Source organism: Pseudoflavonifractor capillosus (assembly GCF_016902575.1).
In the GTDB taxonomy this organism is placed as follows: Bacteria; Bacillota; Clostridia; order Oscillospirales; family Oscillospiraceae; genus Enterenecus; species Enterenecus capillosus_A.
Window position 1 is genome coordinate 1 of the sequence record NZ_JACSNZ010000026.1, and the last position, 26,678, is coordinate 26,678.

The 26,678-nt window shown below is 44.6% G+C and carries 30 protein-coding genes; 21 read left to right on the forward strand and 9 right to left on the reverse strand.

Annotated elements, in window-relative coordinates; translation table 11 throughout:
- Window positions 1-497 (reverse strand): hypothetical protein (locus tag H9X86_RS08370; RefSeq protein ID WP_204901086.1); only part of this gene is annotated, 497 nt, incomplete at its 3' end.
- A 410-nt stretch (window positions 498-907) separates the two neighbouring features.
- Here H9X86_RS08370 and H9X86_RS08375 point away from each other — a divergent pair.
- Window positions 908-1,675, forward strand: a complete 768-nt coding sequence (locus tag H9X86_RS08375) for an HNH endonuclease (RefSeq protein WP_204901087.1) — start codon at window positions 908-910, stop codon at window positions 1,673-1,675.
- Window positions 1,676-1,817: 142 nt separating this feature from the next.
- On the opposite strand, the gene H9X86_RS08380 is transcribed toward H9X86_RS08375, so the two are convergent.
- The 7 genes from H9X86_RS08380 to hsdR all read right to left on the reverse strand — a co-directional run bounded on the left by H9X86_RS08380 (window position 1,818) and on the right by hsdR (window position 11,451).
- Window positions 1,818-2,465: a hypothetical protein gene (locus H9X86_RS08380; RefSeq protein WP_204901088.1), complete on the reverse strand. Its 648-nt coding sequence runs from the start codon at window positions 2,463-2,465 to the stop codon at window positions 1,818-1,820.
- Window positions 2,466-2,726: 261 nt separating this feature from the next.
- A complete protein-coding gene (locus H9X86_RS08385) occupies window positions 2,727-4,649 on the reverse strand; it encodes a hypothetical protein (RefSeq protein WP_204901089.1) in 1,923 nt (640 codons plus the stop codon).
- A gap of 213 nt (window positions 4,650-4,862) precedes the next feature.
- Complete coding sequence (locus H9X86_RS08390) at window positions 4,863-5,645, reverse strand: hypothetical protein (protein WP_204901090.1); 783 nt, start codon at window positions 5,643-5,645, stop codon at window positions 4,863-4,865.
- Window positions 5,646-5,658: 13 nt separating this feature from the next.
- The gene (locus tag H9X86_RS08395; RefSeq protein ID WP_204901091.1) at window positions 5,659-7,104 is read right to left on the reverse strand and encodes a restriction endonuclease subunit S; all 1,446 of its coding nucleotides are present in this window, start codon (window positions 7,102-7,104) and stop codon (window positions 5,659-5,661) included.
- Entirely contained in the window at window positions 7,101-8,579 is a 1,479-nt protein-coding gene (locus H9X86_RS08400) for a class I SAM-dependent DNA methyltransferase (RefSeq protein ID WP_204901092.1), read from the reverse strand. Before H9X86_RS08400 ends, H9X86_RS08395 begins: the two co-directional genes overlap by 4 nt.
- Before the next feature lie 14 nt (window positions 8,580-8,593).
- Window positions 8,594-9,106: a hypothetical protein gene (locus H9X86_RS08405; protein ID WP_204901093.1), complete on the reverse strand. Its 513-nt coding sequence runs from the start codon at window positions 9,104-9,106 to the stop codon at window positions 8,594-8,596.
- A complete protein-coding gene (gene hsdR / locus H9X86_RS08410; protein ID WP_204901094.1) occupies window positions 9,106-11,451 on the reverse strand; it encodes an EcoAI/FtnUII family type I restriction enzme subunit R in 2,346 nt (781 codons plus the stop codon). The genes H9X86_RS08405 and hsdR overlap by 1 nt, the downstream gene beginning before the upstream one ends.
- A 196-nt stretch (window positions 11,452-11,647) precedes the next feature.
- Here hsdR and H9X86_RS08415 point away from each other — a divergent pair, with 196 nt between their 5' ends.
- From H9X86_RS08415 to H9X86_RS08510, 20 genes are all read left to right on the forward strand, one after another.
- Complete coding sequence (locus H9X86_RS08415) at window positions 11,648-12,148, forward strand: GNAT family N-acetyltransferase (RefSeq protein WP_204901095.1); 501 nt, start codon at window positions 11,648-11,650, stop codon at window positions 12,146-12,148.
- 28 nt (window positions 12,149-12,176) lie between these two features.
- Window positions 12,177-12,674 (forward strand): GNAT family N-acetyltransferase, encoded by a 498-nt coding sequence (locus H9X86_RS08420; protein WP_204901096.1) that lies wholly within the window; start codon window positions 12,177-12,179, stop codon window positions 12,672-12,674.
- 10 nt (window positions 12,675-12,684) lie between these two features.
- Window positions 12,685-13,395 (forward strand): hypothetical protein, encoded by a 711-nt coding sequence (locus H9X86_RS08425; protein WP_204901097.1) that lies wholly within the window; start codon window positions 12,685-12,687, stop codon window positions 13,393-13,395.
- 40 nt (window positions 13,396-13,435) lie between these two features.
- Complete coding sequence (locus tag H9X86_RS08430) at window positions 13,436-13,894, forward strand: GNAT family N-acetyltransferase (protein ID WP_346011452.1); 459 nt, start codon at window positions 13,436-13,438, stop codon at window positions 13,892-13,894.
- A gap of 45 nt (window positions 13,895-13,939) precedes the next feature.
- Entirely contained in the window at window positions 13,940-14,431 is a 492-nt protein-coding gene (locus H9X86_RS08435) for a GNAT family N-acetyltransferase (RefSeq protein ID WP_204901098.1), read from the forward strand.
- Between the two features lie 15 nt (window positions 14,432-14,446).
- Window positions 14,447-14,977, forward strand: a complete 531-nt coding sequence (locus H9X86_RS08440) for a GNAT family N-acetyltransferase (RefSeq protein ID WP_204901099.1) — start codon at window positions 14,447-14,449, stop codon at window positions 14,975-14,977.
- Between the two features lie 316 nt (window positions 14,978-15,293).
- On the forward strand, window positions 15,294-15,566 hold the full coding sequence (locus H9X86_RS08445; RefSeq protein ID WP_346011454.1) for a GNAT family N-acetyltransferase: 273 nt from the start codon (window positions 15,294-15,296) through the stop codon (window positions 15,564-15,566).
- Between the two features lie 78 nt (window positions 15,567-15,644).
- Window positions 15,645-16,151 carry an NUDIX domain-containing protein gene (locus H9X86_RS08450; protein WP_204901101.1) on the forward strand — a complete coding sequence of 169 codons (507 nt, stop codon included), beginning with the start codon at window positions 15,645-15,647 and terminating at the stop codon, window positions 16,149-16,151.
- A gap of 2 nt (window positions 16,152-16,153) precedes the next feature.
- Window positions 16,154-16,525, forward strand: coding sequence for a nuclear transport factor 2 family protein (locus H9X86_RS08455; protein ID WP_204901102.1), 372 nt, complete (start codon window positions 16,154-16,156; stop codon window positions 16,523-16,525).
- 6 nt (window positions 16,526-16,531) lie between these two features.
- Window positions 16,532-17,389, forward strand: coding sequence for a phosphotransferase (locus H9X86_RS08460; protein ID WP_204901103.1), 858 nt, complete (start codon window positions 16,532-16,534; stop codon window positions 17,387-17,389).
- Window positions 17,390-17,471: 82 nt separating this feature from the next.
- Window positions 17,472-18,215 (forward strand): hypothetical protein, encoded by a 744-nt coding sequence (locus H9X86_RS08465; protein WP_204901104.1) that lies wholly within the window; start codon window positions 17,472-17,474, stop codon window positions 18,213-18,215.
- A 37-nt stretch (window positions 18,216-18,252) separates the two neighbouring features.
- Window positions 18,253-18,780: a GNAT family N-acetyltransferase gene (locus H9X86_RS08470; RefSeq protein ID WP_204901105.1), complete on the forward strand. Its 528-nt coding sequence runs from the start codon at window positions 18,253-18,255 to the stop codon at window positions 18,778-18,780.
- A gap of 532 nt (window positions 18,781-19,312) precedes the next feature.
- Complete coding sequence (locus H9X86_RS13125) at window positions 19,313-20,089, forward strand: GNAT family N-acetyltransferase (protein ID WP_510186722.1); 777 nt, start codon at window positions 19,313-19,315, stop codon at window positions 20,087-20,089.
- A gap of 168 nt (window positions 20,090-20,257) precedes the next feature.
- Window positions 20,258-20,857: a YdcF family protein gene (locus tag H9X86_RS08480; protein ID WP_204901107.1), complete on the forward strand. Its 600-nt coding sequence runs from the start codon at window positions 20,258-20,260 to the stop codon at window positions 20,855-20,857.
- A gap of 101 nt (window positions 20,858-20,958) precedes the next feature.
- Window positions 20,959-21,519 carry an RNA polymerase sigma factor gene (locus H9X86_RS08485; protein WP_204901108.1) on the forward strand — a complete coding sequence of 187 codons (561 nt, stop codon included), beginning with the start codon at window positions 20,959-20,961 and terminating at the stop codon, window positions 21,517-21,519.
- On the forward strand, window positions 21,516-22,319 hold the full coding sequence (locus H9X86_RS08490) for a hypothetical protein (RefSeq protein ID WP_204901109.1): 804 nt from the start codon (window positions 21,516-21,518) through the stop codon (window positions 22,317-22,319). Before H9X86_RS08485 ends, H9X86_RS08490 begins: the two co-directional genes overlap by 4 nt.
- A gap of 147 nt (window positions 22,320-22,466) precedes the next feature.
- Window positions 22,467-23,705, forward strand: a complete 1,239-nt coding sequence (locus H9X86_RS08495; RefSeq protein WP_204901110.1) for an InlB B-repeat-containing protein — start codon at window positions 22,467-22,469, stop codon at window positions 23,703-23,705.
- A 69-nt stretch (window positions 23,706-23,774) separates the two neighbouring features.
- Entirely contained in the window at window positions 23,775-24,698 is a 924-nt protein-coding gene (locus H9X86_RS08500; protein WP_204901111.1) for a hypothetical protein, read from the forward strand.
- 44 nt (window positions 24,699-24,742) lie between these two features.
- Window positions 24,743-25,225 carry a DUF3592 domain-containing protein gene (locus H9X86_RS08505; RefSeq protein ID WP_204901112.1) on the forward strand — a complete coding sequence of 161 codons (483 nt, stop codon included), beginning with the start codon at window positions 24,743-24,745 and terminating at the stop codon, window positions 25,223-25,225.
- 324 nt (window positions 25,226-25,549) lie between these two features.
- The gene (locus H9X86_RS08510; protein WP_204901113.1) at window positions 25,550-26,050 is read left to right on the forward strand and encodes a DUF3592 domain-containing protein; all 501 of its coding nucleotides are present in this window, start codon (window positions 25,550-25,552) and stop codon (window positions 26,048-26,050) included.
- Window positions 26,051-26,322: 272 nt separating this feature from the next.
- Here the strand turns inward: H9X86_RS08510 and H9X86_RS08515 are convergent, their stop codons facing one another.
- Window positions 26,323-26,580 (reverse strand): helix-turn-helix domain-containing protein, encoded by a 258-nt coding sequence (locus H9X86_RS08515; protein WP_204901114.1) that lies wholly within the window; start codon window positions 26,578-26,580, stop codon window positions 26,323-26,325.
- Window positions 26,581-26,678: the final 98 nt, after the last annotated feature.

Sequence of the window (26,678 nt, forward strand, 5' to 3'; positions counted from 1 at the left end):
CCCAATGCGTTGGCTTGCCACTCGTTCCAGTCCTCGCGGGTCTTGAGTGCCCTGAGAGAATAGGCTTTTCGGGGAGAATATTTACCTCGCTGGCGCTGCTTTACATCGTTGGACTCCATCTGAAATAGCAGTTGATGGGCACATTCGTGGGCTAGGGTAAAACGGTATTTTCCATGTAAGAGCTTTACCCGGCCTGGCATTCGAAAGCTGCTATCAAGCAGAATTTGATTTTGATGCAGGAGAAGGGTTCGGACAACTCCGTTTTCTTCAAAGGTGTACTCTGTGTCTGCATAGCAGGTCAGCCCACAGACACTCTCGTCAGGGGAGAGGTGTGCAAAGCCGATATCCAGCCCCAGATACTCGTGAGCGAATCGTTCTATGGGGATTGCACGGGGCATCCTGCGCTTGCGCTCAGGTGGGTCGTGGTACATGTACTTGGCAAAATCGTGGGTGACAGCCAGGGCGATATTCTCAATTTGCGTGTGAGATAAAATCATGAAAAGTCCCCCCTTATCCGAAACGAACTGATACTTCTCGAACACGGTATTCATGGTTTTCTCGGGGAGGTGGTTTAGCTACATGTAGGCCAGATGATATATCATAGCCTCATTATAAATCGAACAAATGTTCGTGTCAATATATATACGAGATCTAATCGTTTTTTAATTCGTATTGACTACATATGTACACAATAGTATATTGGAATTAACTGGCGGAGGCTGGTTTTGATAGGGGAATTTTGTCGTGAATGATGAGGTTTTGAGAATAAATGAATGAAAAGTTCAAGGCGACACAGAACTAGATTCCACCAGATTTCCCTATAATGTGGTAGAGCAGGATTGTGCTGCTATAAGAGAGCTGTTTTACAAGACTATGATGGTTTTTGAGGGTGGGTGTGTATACGGTTATGACGGAAGGCAAAGTGGATGAAATACTAAAAAAATACAAAGTTGATCACTTGTTTTATCTGGGCAATGGGGCGAGAGGCAAAATAAGTGAAATACATCTTAAAATTGATAGAAAAACGGATTTAAGAAACAAAAAGTTCGCGCTTCAATTTGAGAAGGAATCAGGGGCTATTGCTATCTGGGATATACGAGAGCGCATAAACCTCAACGCTTCATTGGATTTATATGCTCAAAATTCTATGAAATGGGAGGATGTTGATACAATTTACATACAAGAAATTGCGATTGGCAAAAGAAATTCAGATATCATATCAAAGCTTGCTCTCATGACATTCTCCCAACTTGAGGATTTTTTGAAAGTTAACAGCTTCTTTGAATTCGAAATAGAAGTAGATAACAGGGATTTAGATGCAGAAGGTGTTCAGTCGATAAATGTTTTGAGTACGGAGGAGGGGAAATCTATAGCATTTTACGGCGAGCGCTATGAGCGTCAAAAAGCCCTAAGAGAGGCGGCAATAAAAATACATGGATACACTTGCAGTGTCTGTGGATTCGACTATTCCAAATTTTATGGACTAATAGGAAAGGATTATATAGAAGTTCACCATTTAAAGCCACTAAACTTAGGAAAACAAACTCCTGATCCAAAGACAGATATGATATCTGTTTGCGCAAATTGTCATAGGATGATTCACCGCAAAAAGTATGAGACATTAACACCAGATGAATTAAAAAATATGATTAGGGATGCGAAAAATAATCATTGACATTAACGATAGGTTAGATTGCCCCCATGATAAAATAGCCCTGGCTATAATCGGCGCATTACCGACTATGGCACAGGGCTTTTGAGTAAATTAGTGTCTATTTTATTTCGTTTAGATATTATACGACTACATTTTCATCTGATTAGAGATGGCCGTAATGACGCTGAAAAACCTCGTTGACAGTCTCTACATAGACCTGAAAAGAAGTGCGGTCGTGAAGTGAGCGGAGGTACCAGTTCTTGCGATTCAGATATGCCTTGTACACCTCTGCCCAATAGCCCTGCTGGCGAAGCATAGCGGCTCGTCTCCCCACGCGGTTGGAGTCCCGTAGCTTATTCCAAGTATATCCTCCTGAGAGAAGTTGCTTATTGTGAATCAGTCGTTGGAAATCTCCATCCACGTTTTTCGACAATATGGCCAGGTCAGCATGAAACACGGGTGCCTTGGAAGCTGGTGAAGCCAGCAGCATGGTAATAACCGAGTGAGAGTCTTCCCCTCTGAAAAAGTTTACGCCCCTGGAAATTGAGGTAAGTGTTTCCCGAATGACACGTTTCAGTCTGCCTAAATCATGGTTAAATTCCTTGGGGTAGCTCTGGAGAATAAGATTGTAATCCAAATCAAAGGGGCCATTCCCATTGCGTGTCACCATGTTCCGAGCGCCGCTGCCCACCAGTGAAATCTGGCTGTCGATACCGTACTCCTCCCGGAGCACTTGGCGCAATTCCTCCAAAATCTTCCGGCACTTGCGGTCATAACGCTGCACTAACTTCCAGCCTACATACTCATACATACGGATTCCTCCCTGTATCGCCCACGCCTCCATTTAACGCTCGTTCTTGTCGTTAAATCATTGTAGGATAGCAGAAGAAAAGACGTTTGTCAAATGCACTGCTGGGTATTCTATTGGAATATTCTAGGCAATGCTAACCACTAGTTTTGAAGATGAAGGTAGCTGCGAGGGCGCACCGAAATCGTATGAGGCCTATTATTCCGTGGCGCATACTTGACCCACTCGTTTGTTAAAAGCTTGCTAGGTATGACAGAATATTTATTAACGCCCTACTTTCCGTGCTTTCAAACAAAACTCTTCGTTAATTTTGATTATGGTCAAAATCATGATTTTTAAAAGTTCCATATAATCCTGAGCCTGTATACTCTCGTCCAAAGGACAGGTGTCATGGATATACTTATTGCGCAGGTCTAAACCATTACTAAATTCGGATCGATTCAAAACATAATTTAAATAATCCTGCTCCGGTTTAGAAAACAGCGTACTCTCGTAGCTTATATCCCGATTTTCGGCGAGACATTCAATCTTTTGGTGATATACTCCGTGATAATAGGAAGGACAAACAACCTCGTGACTATACATATCTCGCAGCAAGATCACACGTGGTTTATCGACCAGCAGTTGTCCTCCGTCACCAATCAGTATGGAGCCACGTTCAATGAGCCAATCCAGTGCGCCTTTCTGAAAATCTGAAAAATCATCTTTGCGCATTGGAACGGATTGCAGCATTTGGGGAAGTGTGTGATAGTCGCTTTTTGTTTTGTCTGTATAGTGTAGGATAGACTGATCAGAAAACAGTAGATGCATTTCCTGTTTAATCGCTTCTGAATTAGCGTAGGCATATTTGTTTGTTCCGAAGCTTGGGACATTTCGGAAAAAAACATGTTTAGATGACATCTCCAGCAGCTCACGATCTATCTTTCCATCTTCACAAAACAAGCTATATTGCTTTAATACTCCGTCAGTTGCACTAGCGAGGAGTTTACATTTCTCTACATAAGTAGTTCCAGTAGTTGGCGGAGTATATACGAACCCTTCTGCCCCAAACTCTTCCTTTAGGTAAACCTCAAAAAACCATTGAATAATGTCTTCGATCTGAATATGTAGGCGCTGCAGTTCGTTGCGATAGGCTGCCATCTGCAGCATAGTTCGACTTTTCTTTATGTCAAACTCACAACCAATTATATACTCCCTTCTCCCTTTCACCCCCAGATGACGTTCAAATATCCCAAGTTCCGCTGGTAAGGAGAGAAAATTACAGCGAAAACATGGATCAACATACTCAAACAAATAGATAAAGTTGTTGAGCAGTGTTGGATAATCCTGATTCTCCTCTAACCATTCACGGCTGTATGAATAAGCAGAAACATGATCCTTTTCTCGGTATTTTTCCTGTACTGACCCATCCGGGATAGACTTGAAGTCTACCTCCACACCATAAGAAAACCCAACATTCCTAGCAATCACCCTCTCTTGTATTGCTTTCTTCTGCCTCCTTGCCTTGAGTTTAAGTCGGTCAGATATGGGAAGTTCTACTGAACTTTGGGCTTGTTCCAGCAATTCCAGATAATTCATATTCGCTTCTTTCCAGTCTACATAGTCCCAAAGAACTTGTTCTCTCATCTCTGCAGTAAACTGTCTCGGAAAAAATAATGACCTACCGTGTTCCCGTGATGCTAAATATCGAGCAAGCAATTCTTCTGCAGTATGAGAGTTATGTGCTAAATGCACTGCAATCACCGAACCAAAAGCAGTTGTCAACTCTTTGTGCGCTAGCACATGCCATACAATATTTTCATCTGTCTCCAGAAGAAGCCCAAATACCTCGTTGCTGATTCGTCGATATACTTCGTAGTCGCAGAATATCTGCCAGAAATCATCATGGTAGTTCCACTCTATTTGGTAACAATACTCTTGTAGATTTTCATCAGATATTTTACTGAAGTATTTCCCCACAATCTGTGGGACACTTTTACACCGTTTCTGATATTCTGAAAACTGCTCATCGGGCCAGTCCAGACGCTGCATTCCTGCATCAATGTACTTTTTAATGTTGTAAAGCTCCAGAATGGTATTTAACTCTGGTTTGCAAATATATTTATCCCAGTCCTGGAAAAACGCCTCTATTTTTTGCAGATACCAGCCAGAACTCATGTCGTGTACTCCATAGAACTTAATGCGCATTTTTCATCCTCTCTGTCCACTAAAACTTCATAAGCCTGTGTTGATCGTTCAAGTTTATTCTTAAGTCACTCACAGAAACAATGATAGCTTTCAATCATTGGTGTATAGACCTCAGCTTATTTTAACCGCTGGTACAGTGACAACAGCTGTTTCTTTTCTATGACGTATTTTTATTCGGCTGGGGCAGCAAAAAAGCAGCGATATGTTTATAAATCAAACTTTTCTTCCCGCAATTTTCTTCATTTTAGTGTATCCTTCACATCCAATGACAGAAATAGAGTTTAATTTCTTCAATGCATTCTCAATGCTGATTCTAATTTGCATGGGGGTATATCTATCAAATGCTCCTCGGTTGACCGCCATAATTATATCTTGCTTATCTTTATTGTAAAGACTCCAGAACTGATCGTAATTTCTATTTTGGTTTGCAGTACTAACTTGTTTCAGCAAATTTTCTACCGCTTGTTTTTGTTCACCGCTCATACCCTCTGGAATAGTAGCGATTAAGCCGTTAACTGCCTCATTAATATCGGTTGGATTTTGATTGCACAAATTTAAAGCTCGCAAGATTGCATTTTCTTCCATTTGCATAATTACTTGCTGCGTACAAAAGAAAAAGTTCTTCTGCAGATTTTTCATTAATTCCTGCTGTTCAAGAATCTCAGTAGCACAATTATAGAACTCATCTATTGTATTGAAACTGAAAGAATCCAGTTTGCGGATGAAATAATGTTTATATTGATTCCAATAATCGGTCTTGAATAGCATCTGGGACTCATAAAATGCAGTTTCACTCAGAACGCCTTCTGAAATATAAGATCCAATTTCTCGAATGCGTTTTTGCAAATCCTCAATCTGCATAACGATGAGCGAAGCAGCTTCAGAAACTTTGCGCCGTTCCTGTATGAAATAAACCACTAGTGCAACAAATCCTACAGCTATAAGTAAAAAATCTTTCAAATTACTTTCCACAAAATTTATAATTTGTGACCACAAAATAGATTACACCTCATTTCAACCGCTCACACAGCGGCAGCAGCTGTTCCAGTTTTTCAACAATGCGTTTTTGCTCAGCGAGGGGAGGGAGGGGAACTGCAAAATTTTTTAACATATCCTGAGTAATTTGATTAATGGTTGTAGTTCCAGTATCGCCCAACATTGAATTTCTAAAAAATGCAGAGTTAATAACGTAAAGAATATAATTATTGCATTGGCTCTTAAATATAGCCATAAATGCGCCAAAGCTCATTCCATTGCGATCAATTAGAGCAGCCTTTCCGACCAGTCGCTTGCTACCATTTCGAGCACATATCAAAATATCACCCTGATGGCACCTTTTATTTTCTGGTATCTCCAAATTCACTCTAACAATGTCAGAATAATCCATTTCTCCGTTTTGGATATTACTTGAGCGGAGTACGATTGTTCCATCGTCTGAAATGTGTTTTGGACTGTATGTTAGCCCGATGTTTGTAATTCCAATCTGTCCCAATCTCACCCACTTCCAACTCTCTGGAATATCAAACGGCTTTTCGTCCTCGGTGATTTCGGGCAATGGCTTTTCCTTTTTGATCTTCTTCTCAGCAACCAACCGCTGCTTCTCCTCTTGAATCTGGGCAAAGAGTTCCTCTGCGGTACCTTCTTCGGGACGCTGTTCCACCAGCTTGCCCTGGATGGCGTATTGCAAGAGGGATTTTTTCATGTCCTCCGGGAATCGGCTGTTAAACTGCTCCAGCTTGCTCCACGCCTGCTCGTAGCGGTCAATATAGGGTAGCATCTCCTCGATTTTGGCAACAATCCGCTCTTGCTCGGCAAGAGGCGGGAGTGGAAATACCAGCACATGAATTGCTTTAGATGAAAGTCCTTGAATTCCAATTCCTTTTCCACCAATCCATCCAGCGTGTTTATACAAATAGAATAAATAGTAAAAAAACTCTGTGCAAACTGTGCTGAAAGCTCTTAAGCGATGGATGTGATTTTGAATACAAATTGTCTCATCTTTCTTCCAGATTGCCGCTCGTCCAATATCACCACCCTCACAAACAAGCAAGTCGCCTTTTCGAGCAGTGCATTTTTCAATCTCAGAATCTGCAAAGAACATTTCTCTAAGATGTTCTAGCTCAAATCTATTCCAGTATAAATTTGACGTAGTAATATATTTTAGGCACACACCGATTCTATTTGTTGAATTGAGAGCTTTTCCTGTATTGTGTTGAAATAGTTCACCTAATCTCACCCACTTCCAGCTTTCCGGAATATCAAACGGCTTTTCGTCCTCGGTAATTTCGGGCAGAGGTTTTTCCTTCTTGATCTTCTTCTCAGCAATCAGCCGCTGTTTTTCCTCCTGCATCCGGACAAACAGCTCCTCCGCCGTACCTTCCTCGGGCCGCTGCTCCACCAGCTTACCCCGAATGGCAAGCTGCAAAATGCTGTTTTTCAGTTCCTGTGGGGTCATTGGGCGTTTCCTCCCAGCAGGTTGGTGATTTGCTCCAGCACTCGGTCAATCTCCGCATTGAGGGAGGCCCTCTGTTCCTCATACCGTTGAATCAAATCCATGGGAGCCAGAATTTCTTCTTCCTCATGGGGATAGCCGCACTGGTCGAGATTATAGCCCAGTTCCTCAGTGAGCTGCTGGACAGCGAACTTCTTTGCTTTGTCAAAGCCGTCCACCATAATCTCTTGGCGATTCTCCCACCAGTCCAACACCGGCTGGAAGTGCTCCGGTTTCATGGGCTTGGTTTTGGAGAAATGCTTGTACCCCTCCGGCATATCCAGGCGGTAGAACCAAGTCTCCTGGGTGGGGTGGGTGTTGTCAAAGAACAGGATGTTGGTGGTGATGGAGGTATAAGGGGAGAACACACTGCCCGGCAGACGGATGATAGTGTGCAGGTTGAACTCCCGCAGCAGTTTCTTTTTGATGTTCACCTTGGCATTGTCGGTGCCAAATAGGAAGCCATCGGGCAGGATCACCGCCGCCCGGCCGTTCTGCTTCAAGCGGTACATAATCACTGACATGAAGAGGTCGGCGGTCTCCGAGCTGGCCAAATCACTGGGGAAGTGGTTTTTCACGTCCGCCTTCTCGTTGCCTCCGTAGGGAGGATTCATAAGAATCACGTCCACCTTGTCGTCCTCAGTATAGTCCAACACGTCACGGAGCAGGGTGTTGTCGTGGTATACCTGGGGAATATCCAGCCCGTGCAACAGCAGATTGGTGACACAGAGCATATAGGGAAACTGCTTTTTCTCAATGCCGTAGATAGAGCTGCTATACGCCTCTTCATCCTCGGTGGTCTTCACTTGCTTGTGAAGCTCCTTCAGCCAGCTGACCATAAAGCCACCTGTGCCGCAGGCAAAGTCAGCCATGGTTTCGCCAATCTGGGGCTGGACGACCTGGGCCATAAAGTCAGTGACAGCTCGGGGCGTGTAGAACTCACCAGCAGAACCTGCGCTTTGCAGCTCCTTTAGAATGGTCTCATAAATATCGCCGAAAGCGTGGCTCTCCTCATAGTCACTGAAATCCAAGTCATCAATGACATTGAGCACTTGGCGCAGCAACACGCCGTCCTTCATGTACTGGTTGGCATCGGCAAAGGTGGTTTGCACAATGGCCTTTTTGATGGGGGTGGAGGCATCCACAGGGAGGCGTTTCAGCGTGGGGAAAAGGGTGTTGTTGACAAAGTTCAGTAGCTTGTCCCCGGTGAGAGCGGTACCGGATTTATCATCCACCGCCCAATTTTGCCAGCGGCATTCCTCTGGGATGATGGACTGATAATCCTCGTCGTCCCACTCCCAATCCTGTTCTTTTGCATCGTATACTTTCAAAAACAGCATCCACGCAATCTGCTCGATGCGCTGTGCATCGCCGTTGATGCCCGCATCGTTGCGCATGATGTCACGCAGTCGCTTTACAAATCCAGTCAAGTTGCTCATGTCATATCAATCCTTTATTGTCCGTAGGTTTCAAACATATCTTTGGCTCGGGCTTCAGTGAATTTCCAGTCCTCCGGGATGCGATCAATGGTTCCTCGGCCAGCGGCACGAGGTCCCCACTCGTGGTATTCACGCAGCACAGTTTCACCACGTCCACCTGCGGAGGCATTCATGACCTCCGCAATCTCAGCAGGGGAAGCAAGATACATCCGGGGCATTTCATCGTCTGCGGTCCCCTGGAATTGAATCAAGCAGAATATCGTCTTCTTGTGATGGTTTTCCAGCCACTTTGCTGTGGCTTCATGATAATCGCAGCCTTTTTTGTAGTTCTGGGTGAGTCCCCAGCCACCGTCTTGGCTTCCCTTCACAGAGATTTTTAGCATTTTATCACCAGACACCGCAATCAAATCATATTCCGGTTGGTTTGCACCATACTGAACGGATACATCATATCCAAATCTGGCAAATAGCGCAGCGGCATACGCTTCCGCCGCGACCCCAACGTGCCAGGAAGTCATTTTCTTCATTATCCTACCTCGTCCATGTAAATTGCAGCTTCTAATTCCTTTACAGCATCTAGATACCCCTGTTTTCCACCGAAGTATCCGGCAATTTTCGCAGGTTTCCCCATCTTCAGGAAGGGATCGAGCTTTAGAATCTCAGTCTTCTCAATCTCGTAGATCCCCGTGTTCATGTACTTGTACAGTAGTGCCTCCAGCACTTCTCGAGCCACTCCACTGTACTTTCCGAAGAAGTCCCGCCTTTTTACATTGTTTGCCCGCTCTTTTCGGGTCAGCGGCTTCTTGTCAAAGGCCACATGGCAGATGAAGTCAAAATCATCCACGTCACTCATGTTCTGGTCTGCCTTCAGCAGTTCCAGGTCAATGCCCTTTTCCTGGAGCAGGTTGCGAATCTGTTCCTTTTTCTCCTGAGCAGACCACTGGCGAATAAAGTTATCCAGAGAAGCGTATTCGCCTCGGATGTTTTCCTTGGTGTAGTCGATGATGCTCTCCTGGCGCAACAGTTTGCCATTGGCATCATAAACCGACACTGTCTTGTGAATGATCTGCACCTGACATCCATTTCTATCTACGATGGGCTTGTAATTCATTCCATCCGGCAGGATGTGGGGTGGCTCTTCGGGGGGCTTCCCCTGATCGTCCTCTGTTTCCGGGCGCTCTCCTCCTGGCACAAAACCCTCGTCCATTTGGATGGGGCCGTCCCAATCCGGGTCAGCAAACAGGCGGGTGACGTTGCGGAAGTCCATGACGACAAAGTGGGTTTTGCCCTCCTTTTCCCGCAGACGGGTGCCACGCCCTATAATCTGCTTAAACTCGGTCATGGAGCCGATCATCTCATCCAACACAATCAACTTGGTCATTTTACAATCCGCACCGGTGGACAGCAATTTGGACGTGGTGGCAATGACCGGGTATGGGGAGGAGACGGAGATGAAATAGTCCAGTTTCTTCTTCCCGTATTCGTCGCTTCCAGTGATCCGCACCACATAGTCCGGGTTCTGCCGCACCATATCCTGGTTGAGATTAACCAGAGCCATTCTCATTCGTTCAGCGGCATCCTCGGTCGCACAGAAGACGATGGTCTTTGCCATGCGGTTGGTGCTCTTGAGATATTTCGTAATCTCCCGAGCCACCTGGTCAATCCGATCTTGAATGATGATGTTGTAATCGTAGTCGCTATTGGTATATACCCGGTCAGGGATCTCCACACCGTTGACATCCAGCTGGCCCTTACGGGGGCGCCAGCCCTCGCCGATGTCAGTTGTGATATTGATGACCTTGAAGGGAGCCAGGAATCCGTCCTCGATACCCTCTTTCAGGCTGTAAGTAAAGATAGGCTCACCAAAGTAGTGCAGGTTGGAAACGTACTTGGTCTCTTTGGGGGTGGCAGTCATACCAATCTGAGTGGCAGAGGAGAAATACTCCAACACCTGCCGCCAGCGGCTTTCCTCTTTGGCGGAACCTCGGTGACACTCGTCCACGATGATGAGGTCGAAGAAGTCAGGCGTGAAGAGGCGGCTGTAATGCTCTTTGCCGTCGTCCCCCACCAGCTGTTGGTATAGGGAGAAGTACACCTCGTGGGAAGTTATGGTACTGGGGTCATCTTTTGACACGTTGATTTTGTGGGTCACTTTCTCCAGGGGAGCAAAGTCCTGTTGAATAGACTGATCCACCAGAATATTTCGGTCGGCTAGATAGAGAATTTTCCGCTTGATACCGCTTTCCAGCATGCGATAGACAATCTGAAAGGCGGTATAGGTCTTACCGGTACCCGTTGCCATCACCAACAACAGCCGCTGCTGTCCCCTGGCAATAGCATCCACGGTGCGGTTGATGGCAATGCGTTGGTAGTAGCGGGGCGGATATGTATTTTGACTGGTATAATAGGGTTGTTCCAGTACGGCCTCCTGCTGTGGTGTCAGGTGGGCTCCCTGTTTATACCGGCTGGCCAGTTCCTCTTGTGTGGGGAACTCATCCAACGCCAGCTCACGCTCTTGTCCCGTCAGAAAATCATGCTCCACAAATCCGTCCCCGTTGGAGCTATACGCAAACGGCACATCCAGCTTTTGAGCGTAGTCCATGGCCTGTTGTAATCCATAGGAAACAGTATGCTTGTTGTCCTTGGCCTCCACCACCGCAATAGGGTTATTTGCGTTAAGATAGAGGATGTAGTCAGCCCGCTTCGGCTTTTCTCGAACAACCATATTGCCCTTCAGATTTATTTTTCCGTCGGTGATGCGGGTCTCCATGGTGATGTTGTGACTCCATCCTCGGGACTGGATGGCAGGGGTAATATAATTCAGCTTGATGTCTTCTTCGCTCATTTGAAGTTTGGGCAAAATGGGCTCCATACAGCATCCCCCTCTGGCTATATTGTTTGGAAGGAAGGTTTTCTTATAGTATAGCAAATTGGGGCGTATCCATCAAATGGTTTTGAATTGATTGGCAGTGAACCCTCATCAATTGCTTGATGAGAGTCGGATACTTTGGTACAATAAAGACTAAGTTGTAGCCAATATGTGGTGCAGAGCTTGTGAGGTGATCCGTATGAAAGTAAGATACAAGGAGCATGTGGAGTTTTGTCCCGCACAGTTGGACGATGCCAGAGTAATTGCTCAGCTGCGCAAAAAAATATGGTCTACCACCTACCGAGGCATTTACCCCGACGAGATGATTGATCAGTTTGACCTGGACTGGCACACGCAGAAAGATGCCCAGCGCATACAAAATCCGGATTATGCGGTCTATTTGATCCGGCGGGAAGGGGTGGCCATCGGCTATATCACTCTACACCACAGCCAACTGCCCCACTTGCTGTCCCTCTATTTGGAGGAGAAGTTCCAACATTGTGGGATTGGTCATCAGGCGATGGAGTTTGTAAAAGACTATTTCAAGGTACAGGGAGCCAAGCATTTTACCTGCCAGTGTCAGCCGGATAATATCCACGCCATGGAATTTTATCGCCGGAACGGTGGGAATGCGGTGAAACGGGATTTGAACAATGAGGAGAGCTGGCAGAATTCCGTGACGTTTCAATTTGAGGTGTGACGGCAGGGACCAGAGGGGACAGATAAAGATGACAATACAGTTAGAAACACCACGGCTATTGATCCGCAACTTTATTCCCGAGGACGCCGCCGACTTGCAGGAGATTTTTGGTGACGCTGAGACCATGGAGTACTCCGAACCCCCATATGACTTGGAGAAAACAAAGCAGTTTCTGGCTTCCTTTTGCATTTCTCGTGGCCGTGCTGTGGCAGCAGTTCACAAGGGAAGTGGAAAAGTAATCGGGTATATTCTGTTCAGTGAAATACAACCTGGAGAATACGAACTGGGGTGGTTCTTCAACCGACATTTTTGGCGGCAGGGCTACGCCTATGAAGCCTGCACGGCGGTGATGGATCATGCTTTTCGCACCATGGGAGTACAGAAAATCTTTGCAGAGACCATTGATGGGGTCAAAGCTGTGGGGCTAATGCAGAAGTTGGGAATGCAGCTGGAGGAAATTCAGCATGACCATGAGAATCACAGAGATTGGTACATGTATGGCATGAAGAGATGTGATTTGAAATGAGGAAAGTTATATGAATGTTGCGTGTGTTTGGGAGCATAACGGAAACGACACCTTGCTGTATGCAGCAAATTTCCCTGGAGCCTATACCCGGGGGGCAAGCCTTCAAGAAGCCATGGAGAAAATGCCGGCAGAGATTCGATCCTATTTGAATTGGAAGGAGGCAGATCTTCCGGAAAATGTTCAGATGACCGTAGTGCAGGACGCAGCTTGTTCCCTAAATATTGCGGATGCGGATTCCGATGTATTGTTTTTCTCAGAGAAAGCGTCTCTTCCTCGGGAGGAATACGTTGTTCTCAAAAACCTGGCACTGAAGTCGGCGGCAGACTTCCTTGCGCTATATCAGGCCATTCCAGATCAAACGGCCAGCACCGCGCCCATACGAACCACGTTCTACGGGCAGGTACCCAGAACGGCGGAGGAGATGTATCAGCATACCAAAAACGTGAATGCGTATTACTTTGGCGAGATTGGGGTGGATGCCGACAATGAAGGGACCATTTTGGATTGTCGTCGCAGAGGCTTTGAACAGTTGGAGCAAGTTCCAAACTTTCTGAACAATTCCGTGTTTGAGGGGAGCTATGGGGAGAGCTGGTCCCTTCGCAAAGTGTTGCGCCGCTTTCTCTGGCATGACCGAATCCATGTCAAGGCCATGTATCGGATGGCGATAAAAACATTTGGTGGGTATGAAATTCCCAATCTGTTTCATTTTGAGGTGTTTTGAGCTGGAGAAGGGCATGAAGTAAAAGTTGGAGGGAACAAGGTTGAACATAAAACAAATTCATAGTGATAAAGAGAAAGAAAACATCACAAGAATGATTCTGGAATCCCTCCCGGAGTGGTTTGGAATCCCCGAAGCAAGAGAGGCGTACATTGCTGAAAGTAAGGATAAGCCTTTTTTCTGTGCTTTGGATGGAGAAACAGCAGTGGGATTCCTCTATCTCAAAGAAACTGGACGGCACACGGTGGAGTTAGCCGTGATGGGAGTGCGGAAAGAATATCATCGAAAGGGCATCGGAGGAGCGCTCTTTGATGCGGCAAAAAAGGAAGCGAAAAAGCAAGGCTATTCGTTCATCCAAGTAAAAACCGTACAAATGGGTAAATATGCTGAGTATGACGACACCAACCGCTTCTATCTCACCCTGGGATTTAAAGAATTGGAGGCCTTTCCTACTCTGTGGGATGAATGGAATCCATGTCAAATTTACATTATGGCTATTTGAAAAAACACCAATTAAACTCAAAAAAGGCGGGATGATGATATGCCCATGGAGGGGATTATTCAACCAGATATCCGCACAATTAGCGATACGCTTCGGCTGAGAAAATTCTCAGGTGATTGTGCTTTTGCATTGGATTGGTACCAAGACAAAGAGACTTTGCTGCTGGTAGATGGTAAAACTGACCCATACGATATGAAACGGCTTTGTCAGATGTATCATTACCTACAAGGACAAGGGGAGTTGTACTGGATTGAGTACAAGGAGAAAGATAGCACTCACTTCATCCCGGTTGGAGATGTGACATTTGGAAAAGAGGACATTCCCATCGTGATCGGAGACTCAACCTTGCGAGGCATGGGTATTGGCAAACAGGTGATTCGGACACTGATTGCCAGAGCCAGGGCGCTGGGATTTGATGTCTTGCGTGTGGCTGATATATATGACTACAATGTTGCTTCCCGGAAACTCTTTGAGGCCTGCGGCTTCCGGGCCACAGAGTTCACCGAGAAGGGGCATAGATATGAATGTATACTGTAAATATGAGGGATTGTCATGATTTTTATTGAAACCCAGCGTCTGCTGCTCCGAAATGTCATGCCCAAAGACGTGCAGAAAATATATGATTATCGCAATAACGAAATATGTGCCAGATATCAGCGCGGACAAGTCCAAGATCATGAGGGGATTGCTACGATGATTGAGCGCAGCAAAAACGATGAGATATCTGTGGATCGACCTTTTATGGTGGCTATTGCTCTGAAGGAAACCGACGAGATAGTGGGGGAAATCGTGGTTATGCCCAATGATGGAACTATTTCTTTGGGATGTACGTTTTCTCATCGTCATCAACGAAATGGGTTTGCCTTTGAATCGTCGCGCGCCTTGATTGCCCTCCTTCATGAGCGTTACCCCCAGTGGGATTTTGTGGTGTTTATTGACCCTGAAAACCAACCCAGCATTGGGCTTGTGAAAAAGCTGGGGTTTGAGGAAATGGGGTATTTGCCGTCTATGAAGTCTCGGGTATATGGGAAATGGCTGACCCAGAGAACAAAAGATGAATTTATGATGGCCATGGGATCATAAAGCTAAATGAATGCTAGCTGTATTTGATTATCGGACATAAAGGAGAAAACAATGGAGCAACTCGAACTGTATATTCCGAAGTTGGAAGATCTATGGTTCTATCAAAAGATGATGTCTGACCCAGAAACCATGGCCTACAACGCAAACTGGGATGTTGATTATGACGGCTATCACAAGGATACCGGATGCATTGACTATCCGGACGAGGTGCTGCCTGACTGGTATAAAAGCTGGGTGGGACGAGAGCCAGAGCGTTTCTGTGCTTATATCAAACGCAGCTCCGATGGTGCGTGGATCGGTGCTGTGAATTTTCACTATACCCCCCGAAAAAGAGTGGTGGGATATGGGCATCGTGATCTATGCGCCCTACCGTGGGAAAGGGTATGCAGTCCCTGCGCTGAAGCAGATGCTTGACCACGCATTTCGTGTCTGCGGTGTGACTCGAATCCATAACGATTTTGAAGTTGCCAGGCATGAGATCGCTGCATGGGAAACCCATCGAAAAGCAGGCTTTCAGGAACTGGGCGAGGAGGACGGTTTCTTGCAGATGATGATTACCAGAGAAGAGTACCTCAATAGGGAAAAGTAACAGAAGTATCTTACAAATCTTTTAGGTTTGGAGTTGCCTAGATTGGGTGCTGTGGGTTTATGAGAGGATGAGAACGAAGTGGAACTTTGGGATTTATACAATGAAAACCGAGAGTTCATTAGACGCGACCACATTCGTGGAGAGGAAATACCACAGGGGTGTTACCACTTAGTGGTACATGTTTGGATTCGAAACAGCAAGGGAGAATATTTAATTTCTCAACGAAGTGCGGATCGACCGAGCCTACCTCTTATGTGGGAATGTGTGGGCGGTTCCGTTCTCAAAGGTGAGGATAGCCTGACGGGAGCCATACGGGAAGTGCAAGAAGAAGTTGGCGTACTCCTGTCGGAAGAACATGGAAGATTGGTGAAGTCTGTGGTTCGGGAAGAAGTGAACGGAGTTCCATTTCGCGATATTCTGGATGTGTGGCTGTTTGAATACGATGGTCCAGTTGCGTTGGAACAGGCAACCACACAAGAAGTTACACAAACAGCGTGGATGACCAAAACGGAGATTCAACAGCTTCTGGACCATGGGAAGCTGGTACGTACACTTTCCTATTTCTTTGAAACAGAGGGGCTATAAACATGGACATACAAGCATTTTGGGACGCTGTTCTACGGCAGGATGCAGAGGCCATCCGTGAATACTTTCATCCCAATGCCTGGGTCAATTGGCACAACACCAACGAGCATTTTAACGTGGATGAGTTCATTCGTGCTAACTGCGAATACCCCGGAGAATGGGACGGCGAGGTAGAGCAAGTCATAACTACTGATGCCTATATCATAACCGCTACCCATGTACGCGGTAAGGACGGTAGTATTTCCTGCCATTCCACCTCCTTTATCCGTGTTGTGGATGGTAAAATTGCCGCCATAGATGAATACTGGGGAGACGATGGTTCAGCCCCGGAGTGGAGACAGAATATGCGTATTGGTACGAAAATTAAGGAGTAACTTACTATGAGCATCATCCATAATGAACTAAATAAAATGGGAATTGTCTGTCAAGATGTTTCTGTCTTGCAGGATAAGGATGGTGTTATTGTTGCCCGAGTTGTAAGTGGCGAGAAGTCCTATGTGGTGAAATGTTTTCAAAAGGACGAATATAAGCGGGAGATAGAAAACTATCGGCTTCTGGAAACACTTGGAGTTCCCACAATCCAGGTGATTTCTTCCACGGATTCTGCTCTTCTGTTGGAGGACATTGCTTGCAGCTCAATCTTCCGACTTGGTGTCCGGGAAGATATGTCCGATTTAGAGGTTGCTCGCCAAATAGCAGTATGGTATAAACAGCTCCACAGCCGGGGAGACGCTTATGTGTATCAACGGGGGGCATCTATGTATGACGAAGCTGACTTCTTCACGATTGAAAATATTGCCTATATCAAGGAAAAGACTGGGACCCAAGATGCACCAGCATGGCGGCTGTTAGAGAGTCATTATGCTGCGTTTAGCCATCTGCTTTCTAAGGTCAGACGCACACTGACCTATAATGACTTTTACTATACGAACATGGTTGTAGCCCAAGATAAATCTTCTGCGCTGATGTTCGACTACAATCTGCTGGGAAAGGGTTACGCCTATGCGGATGTGCGGAATGTGTTATCATCCCTATCTGAGAAAGCTGGAAAGGCCTTTCTCGACGCATATGGCGAGTTTGACCCCATAGAAAAAGCCTTGGATGATGTGGTGAGCGTAGTCGTTACTCTGTTCCTTGCTTGCCAGTATGATAAATTTCCTCGGTGGGCCAAAGCATTACTTGATGAAGTTGATACCACCTTTGCTACAAAAATTGAGAACTTGCGGAATGTGATGTGAAGAAACATGAGTGATATGCTTTGAGGATTGGAGGTGTAGTATTTGAACGTAACTTTTACAAATCCAGGTGTGGATTACATGATTGAAAAAATTATGGAATTTCAAACCGGAGATGAATCATCTTTTTTGGTCGGAACCTTTATATCATTTTTACCCCCAACTTGACAAATCCTATGCCATGAGTCTGCCTTTAAACGACAGGAAAGCGTACATTGAACGGACTATGCGTGATGCTTATGTTGAGTTGGAGGATACTATAAACGAGAAAGTGACGATGTATTCCCGCTATTGGGCTGTATGTAAAGAACAGATTACCGCAGCACTAACGGATGCTTTTAGAGTAAACTGTGCAAATCTGTTCAACGACATACGATGCAATGTAAGCATGAATCCAATCGAACCTCGTTTCTTGAAAGAACGTTGTTATGACGCTTTCTATTTGAACAGCGAAAAAGGTGCGATTGGTGGTGGTATCCATGAGATTGTGCATTTTGTATGGTTCTATGTGTGGAACCAGCTGTTTGGGGACAATTACGATGAATACGAACGACCAACTCTAAAGTGGATACTCAGTGAGATGGTGGTTGAGTCAGTGATGAAAGATGAACGTCTCAGCTCTATCAATCCATATTTTCCAAGGGAACATGGCGGATGCATCTATCCATATTTCTTTGACATGGTGGTAGATGGAAAATTGATTCTCGATACACTGGATGCTATGTATAGAAGTGAGAGTATCGAAGATTTTATGCGAAATAGTTACACCTATTGCCAGGAGCATGAAGCGGAAATTCGAAAACACATTAAAAAGGCGGAAGAACAATAGCTGGTTTTTCGGAACAAAAGAAAGGTTGTAAAAATATATGAATAGAGAAATTAGAGGGGAAAGAATTATTTTGCGGGAGCAAAGAGAAGAAGATGTGCCGTTTTATACATATTGGTTCAATCAGCCGAAGGTTATGTTTCAATGCGGTTTTGAGAAGCCTACCACGGAAGAAGAGATGAAAACGTGCATTAACGTCAACCATAAATCGAAAGACTCGGTTTGGTTCACAATTACAGATCTCGACGGCAATATTATAGGTGAGACGGGTTTGCTCCGTATGTTTCCAGCATGGCACCAAACCGATCTGACGATTATCATTCCCGATCCAAAGATGCAGCATAAAGGGTACGGGACAGAAGCCATTCGTATTATGCTAGATATGGCTTTCCATGAGTATGAAATGCATCGTGTTTCCATCGGAGTGGTGGGATTGAATACCGATGCGCTGGAATTCTACAAGAAAATCGGATTCAAACAGGAAGGTATTCTGGAAGAGGCGTATTACTACAACAATGAGTACAGCGATTTTGTTATGATGCGAATTCTCAGCCACGAGTGGAAGTAACGGCGGGGTAGATATCTGTTGTAGTTCGAGTGCTGGAGCGCCTGCTCCAGCACTTTTCCATTCATACAGCCGATTTTCTGACATCTGTGGCCATAACGGGTTGTGACAGTGGAGTCAGTTTGTTTTCTATAATCTGGAGCAGTATGGTGCCAGACCTTGTTGAGATTGTAATGAGATAAAATAGCACCTCTTGTAGCATAACCGCTGGGCATACTTGACATAGAATATGGATTTGACCTAAAATCAAACCAACGGTATTGACATCCTATGGGTGTTCAAATACAAATTTACAACAGAAAGGGTGGTTTTTATGAAGATGAATCGTGTATGGAGGGTGCACGCTTCCTAACCCTCCGAATCATTCTTTGGAGGAGTACCCATGAAACATGAAATCACCATTCGAGAAGCAGTCACAGAATTGGAAGTTGCGGCCTTTTGGGAGCAACTCCGGGCCTATTACAGGCGGGATATATTCCCCAATCCAAAGGATACGGACAGGGAGTTCTTCCTGAGCCAGGAGCGCCAGGTACAGATGCAACAAATCCATGACAGACCGCAGGACCCATGCTATTATCTGTTCTTTCACAGAGATGGCCAGAACATTGGGTTTGCTTTGCCGGTAATCTTTACTTCTGAGGACGGAAAGTGCTTTGTTCTGGAATTCTGCGTCTATCCTGAGTTCCGTGGAAATGGCACGGGAAAGGCGTGTGCCCAAGCGCTTCTGACCTGGGCCAAAGCCCGCGGGGCACATTATGCCGAGCTGAACCACGGCGGGAACCAGCGGCGGTGCCGATTTTGGGAGAGTGTGGGCTTTGTCAAAAACGGTGTGGATGAATGGGGAGATGCTCTGATGCTGCTTCCCCCCAAAGAGGAGGTTTCCATTACCGTTGAAATCCTCACGGATCCCGAGGATTGGCAACTGAAAAAGCTGGAAAACGGATTTTTGATGGAAATTGGCGAGCAGACACTGACGAAAGAAAAGCAGGAGCAATTGGCTCAGGCGATTCAAGCTGGGAAAATCACGTTCTTTATGGCAAGACGTGATTACCGGGCCGTTGGAATGTGCAGTGTCGCCAAATGCTTCTCCACCTTTTCCTGTGCAGACACGGGGGTATTCGAGGACTTCTACGTGGAGCCGGCATTTCGCAAGAAGGGGATTGCTCGCAAGCTCACCCAAGCCGCCCAGGGGTGGAGTGATGCGCAAGGAATATCCAGCTTGACGGTTTGCTGTGCGCCTTGTGACGAGAAGATGTATCAATCCTTGGGCTTTGAAACCCAGTTAGGCACGACTTGGGCATATTTGAGGTAAAGTAAGGTGGGGTTGCCACACTAGGATTCCGTGTGGCAACCCCGCTGCACATTTCTATGGGTGAAAGCGCCCTGTGTCAAAATTTGCGTCGTACAAAGAAAGATAAAAGAACCCCATATTATGATATGAAGAATCCCTTCCAACTTGGTACAAAGGAGCAATAGAACTATGAAGAATCGCATCATAACAGATATTTCAAATTACATATTTGTTGCCGATGAGCCGGAAAAGGCAGACGCTATTTTTCTGCCCGGTGGTTCACACCCGGAACAACCTGAATATGCCGCAGATCTTTATCACAAAGGCTATGCGAAATGGCTTATACCTTCCGGCGGAATAAGCGTAAAGTGGGATAAATGGCAAGGGGTTCGCTCAAAGGCAGATATATACAACGGAGATTATCAGTCTGATTGTGAATTTTTTACTGATGTTTTGATAAAAAACGGTGTTCCCTCCAATGCAATCATCGGAGAATACAAAGCAGGGCATACTCATGATAATGCTTTCTTTTCTCGAGAAATTGTTGATAAAAAAGGAATAGAAATAAATTCGGCTTTCATTGTTTGCAAAGCATTTCATGCCCGTAGATGTCTTATGCTTTATCAAATGGCATTTCCCGAGGTTAGTATTAAAGTCTGTCCGATTCATTGTTATAACATAACCAAAGAGAATTGGTTTGAAACGGAACAAGGCATTGACCGTGTGCTTGGCGAACTTGCTCGGTGCGGAAATCAGTTTGTTGGAGATATTAAGAAATATTTGTTATGAGCAAAGATGATGGGATAAAAAATAAGAAGATTCGTTGTAAGATTAGAACTCAAACGGTGTGTATATAGGTGAAGGGCAATGAGAAAGGGAGGTGACTCCTGTTGGATGATGCAAAGATAGTCCAGTTGTATTGGGACAGAAACGAACAGGCTATCCCTGCCACATCGGATAAATATGGGAACTATTGCACCGCCATTGCAAAAAACATACTGGATAATTGTGAAGACGTGGAAGAATGTGTCAACGATACTTATTTGAGAGCATGGAACGCCATGCCGCCACACAGACCAAGCGTTTTGTCCGCCTTTTTAGGTAAACTCACAAGAAATCTATCGCTTAATCGATATAAACGTAATACCGCTGAAAAACGAGGTGGTGGAAATATCTCTGTGGTTTTTGATGAAATCACAGACCTCGTGTCGGAAACAGATACGGTAGAACGAGAGATTGACCGCAGGGAATTGGTGCAGGAAATAGACCGTTTCCTGGCTGGACTGTCACCGGATAAGAGAACTATTTTTGTCTGTCGGTACTGGTATTTTGACAGCATTTCCGATATTGCATCCCGGTTTGGAAAGACAGAAAACCATATATCCGTAATACTGAATCGCCTTCGATCAAAACTACGTGATCACCTTTTGAAAAGGGGCTTTGACCTATGAAAAAAGAAGATTTTTGTGAAGTCTTTGGAGATATCAATGAAAACTATATACAAGAGGCCAGAGTAAATCGCAAAGTCTGTAAACCCCTCTGGCTGAAACGTGGAGTTTTGGCAGCTTGTTTGTGCCTTATTGTCGTGACATCATTTATAGTTCCTCGCCTATCGAACTACACGGATCATGATGAATTTCTATCTTCTGATATTGTTACAGCACCAGGTTTTTTAACACTGACCGCATCTGCTGCATCTCTGGATGAGGACACAACAATAGAATTCCCTTCGGAGGAAACAATCATTATGCAGGAAGGGATAGAAGTTCCCATAACGTACAATTGGAATCCCGCCATGAGCAGCAGACCGGGAATTCCACTTAACTTATCCGCTCCAGGATACCAAAACACGACTTTTGAGGTGTCTGCAGATGGCGGTGAGTTGCTTCTTTGGGAAGAAGATAACACGATCACGCATATGTCGACTCCTCTTTACGTTGAAAATGGAGCAACGATATATTGGAGCAGTCTTTCCCAATCGATAAGCGGAAGTGTCGAAATAATGGAAGATTCACAAGCATACATTGACATCATAATCCGAGAAAATACAACCATTGTCGGGTACGCTGTTGTGAAAATAGAGTTAGATGATTTGGACTCCGCAACCAAGAATCCTTACACATACTACGCTACTCTGGTTAGATCAGTATCTTTTCCTAAAGTGAATGGAAGTTATCAAAACATAACTTATGAATATGTAAGAACGGAAATGGAGCAACTCAAGAGTAAAACGACCACCCCAACTGTTTAATACGGAACAAAAGCCATTGTATGGTTACAGGAAGATGACTCAAATACCAGGTTTTATGCTACCTATTATGATGAGTCCACTGGCAACTATGGTGCGCCCGTTCCCATTTCTGATGGAGATGATGTTGTCCGTTCTTGGAATGCTTGCATGCATCCTAATGGTCGAATTGAGCTGGCTTATTGTGCAGCCAACAATTTAGAAGAACCAGAGCAAGAAAGGCCTTACGGGCAGCTCAATTTGATTCAGAGATCCGGAAAAGAAATTACTGATATCTCAGTTAGTAATTTTACAGCATATGATGGAGAAGTATTACCTGATAATGATATTACACTCTTTACAAACGTCTATAACGCTGGATCTAAAACCTTAAATCAATTTGACATAAATGTGATTGGTGAGGATGGGAATATACTTCAGTCAACTTCCATAGAGCAAACTTTGAAAGCTGGCGAAAGTGCTGATATAGAAACTATCTTCACGCTACCCTCAGACATCAAACGTTCAGACTATATAATTCAAGTCCTCCCCCACGGTCAAACTGATGAATTGCTACTGGATAATGAATCAACATTTACCATCGGCTATGCAGATTTAGAAATTCAAAATGTGGAACGCCTGCAGACCAATGATGGTGGACAACTAAAAATCACTGTAAGCAATTGTGGATTTGAAACTATCACTTCTGCCATGTTAAATATCCGCAACAATAGCATCGATGGAAATATTCTTAAAAGTTTCGAAATCCAAACATTGGAACCAGGGGAAGAAATAGCATTTACATATAGCTTGGCCGATGAACTAACGAAGTCTTCTACTAATCCAGTTGTAAATTTGCTATACTTGCAGGTAGACGGTTCAGTTGATGAATCAAGCTACAATAACAATAGTCAGGAGGTTTCTATTTATTCAATCGAGCTAACAGCTGGAGCAGGTGGAACAGTTCAAGGAGCAGGTACATATGCCGGTGGAACAGATGTTACGCTCTTGGCAACTCCAAAATTTGGGTATGTTTTTGATGGCTGGTATGAGAATGGGAAAAAGCTTTACTCTTCACCCGATGAATATGAATTTGGGATTAATGCGGATCGTATACTTGAAGCAAGATTCATTCCTAATAATCTTACTATAACAGATGCAGAAATATTTGGAACTCTGGAAATAGGAGAAACTATTACTTTTACTGCTAGAGCTGAGGGTGGAGATGGCCCATATCAATGGGATTTTTATATTTACAAGAATGGAGAAATTTATTACTCTAGCAATGAAGCAATAACAAATTTCATTGAATGGACACCAGAAAATGTAGGCGATTATAGATTGGTTGTTAATGCGATTGATAAAACCAGTTTTAAAGCGACCTATTCAGCAGAATTCTCAATCACATAATTTAATCCGGGAAGGAAGCGGTTTCCGCTTCCTTCCCACGATTAATATAGACGAGGAGGGTTATATCCATTGAAAAAGAAAATAATAGCATTTTTAATTTTCATCCTTGTATTTGGCCTGGCTGCATACGCTTTGTTCTATCTGTACGTAAGCGGAAGACCCACTCCAGTAAGTGCAGATCAGGTTATAACATCACTAAACGAACAAGGTTTCCAACCTCAAGATATTACGGATTCAGCACAAGACAATTTCCCGGGCTTTGGACTGGAAAGCTGTGTTGTTACAGAGCAGAATGGTATACGCTTTGAATTTTATAGGTTCGATAATGTTGAAAGTGCAAGAAAGGTATATCAGCAAGCCCACTCCAAAATATTTCCCAATAAAACAAATCAGGCAATTGTATTTGAAGAAAGAAAGCTTAATTACCACATTTACATTTTAGATGTCGGGACAACCTATTATCTTGCTATGTATGTAGAAAATACGGCAATTTATGCTTACTGTACTCCTGCCAAAAATTCTGATAAAATCAATTCTATTTTAACTTCATTTGGATATATGAATTCTTCCGGTGGAGATTGGCATGAGGACTCCCCACTTGATGGAATCATACGAGTTGCCGTCTATGTATTGTGTATTCCGATTATGCATATTACACGCCTATGGATTTGGCCAGTTCTTTATAAATCTGCTGGAGTACCCAGAAGCGAGGCGTTGGAATTATGGCAGAGGCGCAAAGAAGTCATCCCAAAACTAATTTGTCGTTCCAAATCACCAGGGCAGACGAAGCTTTTTGCGGTGATTTACAACTATATATCGTTACCCGCCTATATTGCCGTCATTCTTGCTATAATTGGGTGCTTCACAGATAGAGTGGAGAATGTGTTGGATGTTGTTGGGTGTTCAATACCTGTCATCATGATTGGCTGCGCCTTGGTTTTCAACATCATTAACAAAGTATATACAGTTTCAAAGTCAAACCATGCAAAGTGATTAAACAATACTCTGCTGGCCGTGTTATGGAGGAACACAGATGCATGAGCACACGAAATGATTCAAATAATGACCTTAACGAAAAATCGTTCCTGTTCCGGATATCTATGGGAGCTATCTTTTCTATTGCAGCGGTTTTGATGCTGTGGACAGGAATCGACGATTATACAACACAGCTCAAGCAGGTTGACTGGCCCATCACCGAAGCCACAGTCCTATATGTGGAGGAAAAGATTGAAGGTCACAACTTACCTGGGAAAGGCGGTACGCATACGAGCTATGACATTTACTATCAATATGTTGTTGATGGGCAAATGTATGATGGTAATTTTGAGCAAGCCGCAGAAGCGAAGATAGGAGAAACCATAAAAATCAAGTACGACCCCAATGATCCAGGATACTCCACCGGAACACTCAAGCCCTCTCTTGCCGGGGTGGTAATTGGCATTGTTATGGGTGTTGCTGCGATAATCGCATTCGTATTGGCAAATGTTTCGAGAAAGAGACAAAAGCGAAACAACGATTAATAATCGTACTACCAAAGAATATAGACAACTCCGATGAAATGAATGAAAAGAAAGATGTTTTTTCAGGTTAAAAGAAGGTACTGTGTAGTCCACCAGTGTGGCATGGTTTGAAAGTACCGCATTACATGTTCCTTTTAGCGCGACTTAATGTTAAGGGGGAAAAACAAATGGATTACCTGCGTTTCTAATCACTGCAGGTGTTATTCTTTGCCTCATTTAATTTGGTGTTATTTGGAATGTATGTGTAGAGCGATTGAGACAGGCCGATTGGGCTGCTGTAGATGCCACGGTAATTTATGTAGAAGAAAAAAGGTGGAATGAACTTTGAGTACTTGGAAGGGAACAAAAAAGAAAATGGGTGGTACTCTGCCTGCCCTTTTAGTCATGTTAAGTTTTGTGCTTTGGGCCCCTACATTTATTATGCTGTGGAATGGAATCGGCGGATTTGTGGCACAACATGAACAGATAAACTGGCTCATTGTAGATGCTGTGGTTGTGGATGTAGAAGAACAAGACACATACTCGAACCAACCGGGACATGCCAGTAGACGTACAGGCACAAGGTATGAAGTTTATTATGAGTATACTGTGGACGAGAAAGTATATAGTGGACACTTTTGGCAAGGGGATAAGATGGATGTTGGAGAGTCGATGAAAATCAAGTACAATCCAGATGCTCCTCAGTACTCAACCGAGGAATTAGAACCCCTTAGAGATGCTGTAAAGAATGTTGCCATCGGCGTTGGTACGGGTGCTGTTGCTGTAATAGCAGTTGTTACAGCAAATATTTTGAAGAAAAGACGCAAACAAAATAACGATTTATAAAATATAATGTAATCAAAGGATATAGCCGATGATATAGACTGGAATAAGCTTTTCCTGGTTGAAAGAAGGAGCTGTATGTCTTCCCAGTATGGTGTGGCTTAAGGGTATTACATTACACGGTCCGCACCAGTTGTGTTCACCGGGGAATCATTCCTTCTCTGTACTAAGTTCCAGTTAGAGTGAGTCCTTCTGGGAGGTCCACCATGAACCACCCCTGGGTCCAGCAGGTGAGCGCAGCTCCCCCTTGGTGGAGAGCTGCGCTTTTTGCTGCCTTATCGGATGGTGTACAGATTGGAGGTGCTGCTGCCGTTTGCTCGATGCCTGGGAGCTTTCTTCAGATATTCGTGCTGCTCCAAATCATGAAGCGCCCGTTTCACCGTGGAGCGAGACAGCTTCATGTCCGATGCAATGGTGTTGATACCCGGCCAGCACTTGCCCTCGGAATCGGAGCGATCCCGCAGGTACATATAAACTGCCTTAGCCCGAGAGGGAAGTTCGGTGTCTGCATAAATGGTTCCAAAGTAACTCATATCTCGTCATCTCCAAACGCTTTTGTGCGGCTGGATTTTCGCTTAACCGCAGTTTGGTTCCAGGTTGCATCCTGCCCCACGAACTTGTTGGATTGGGG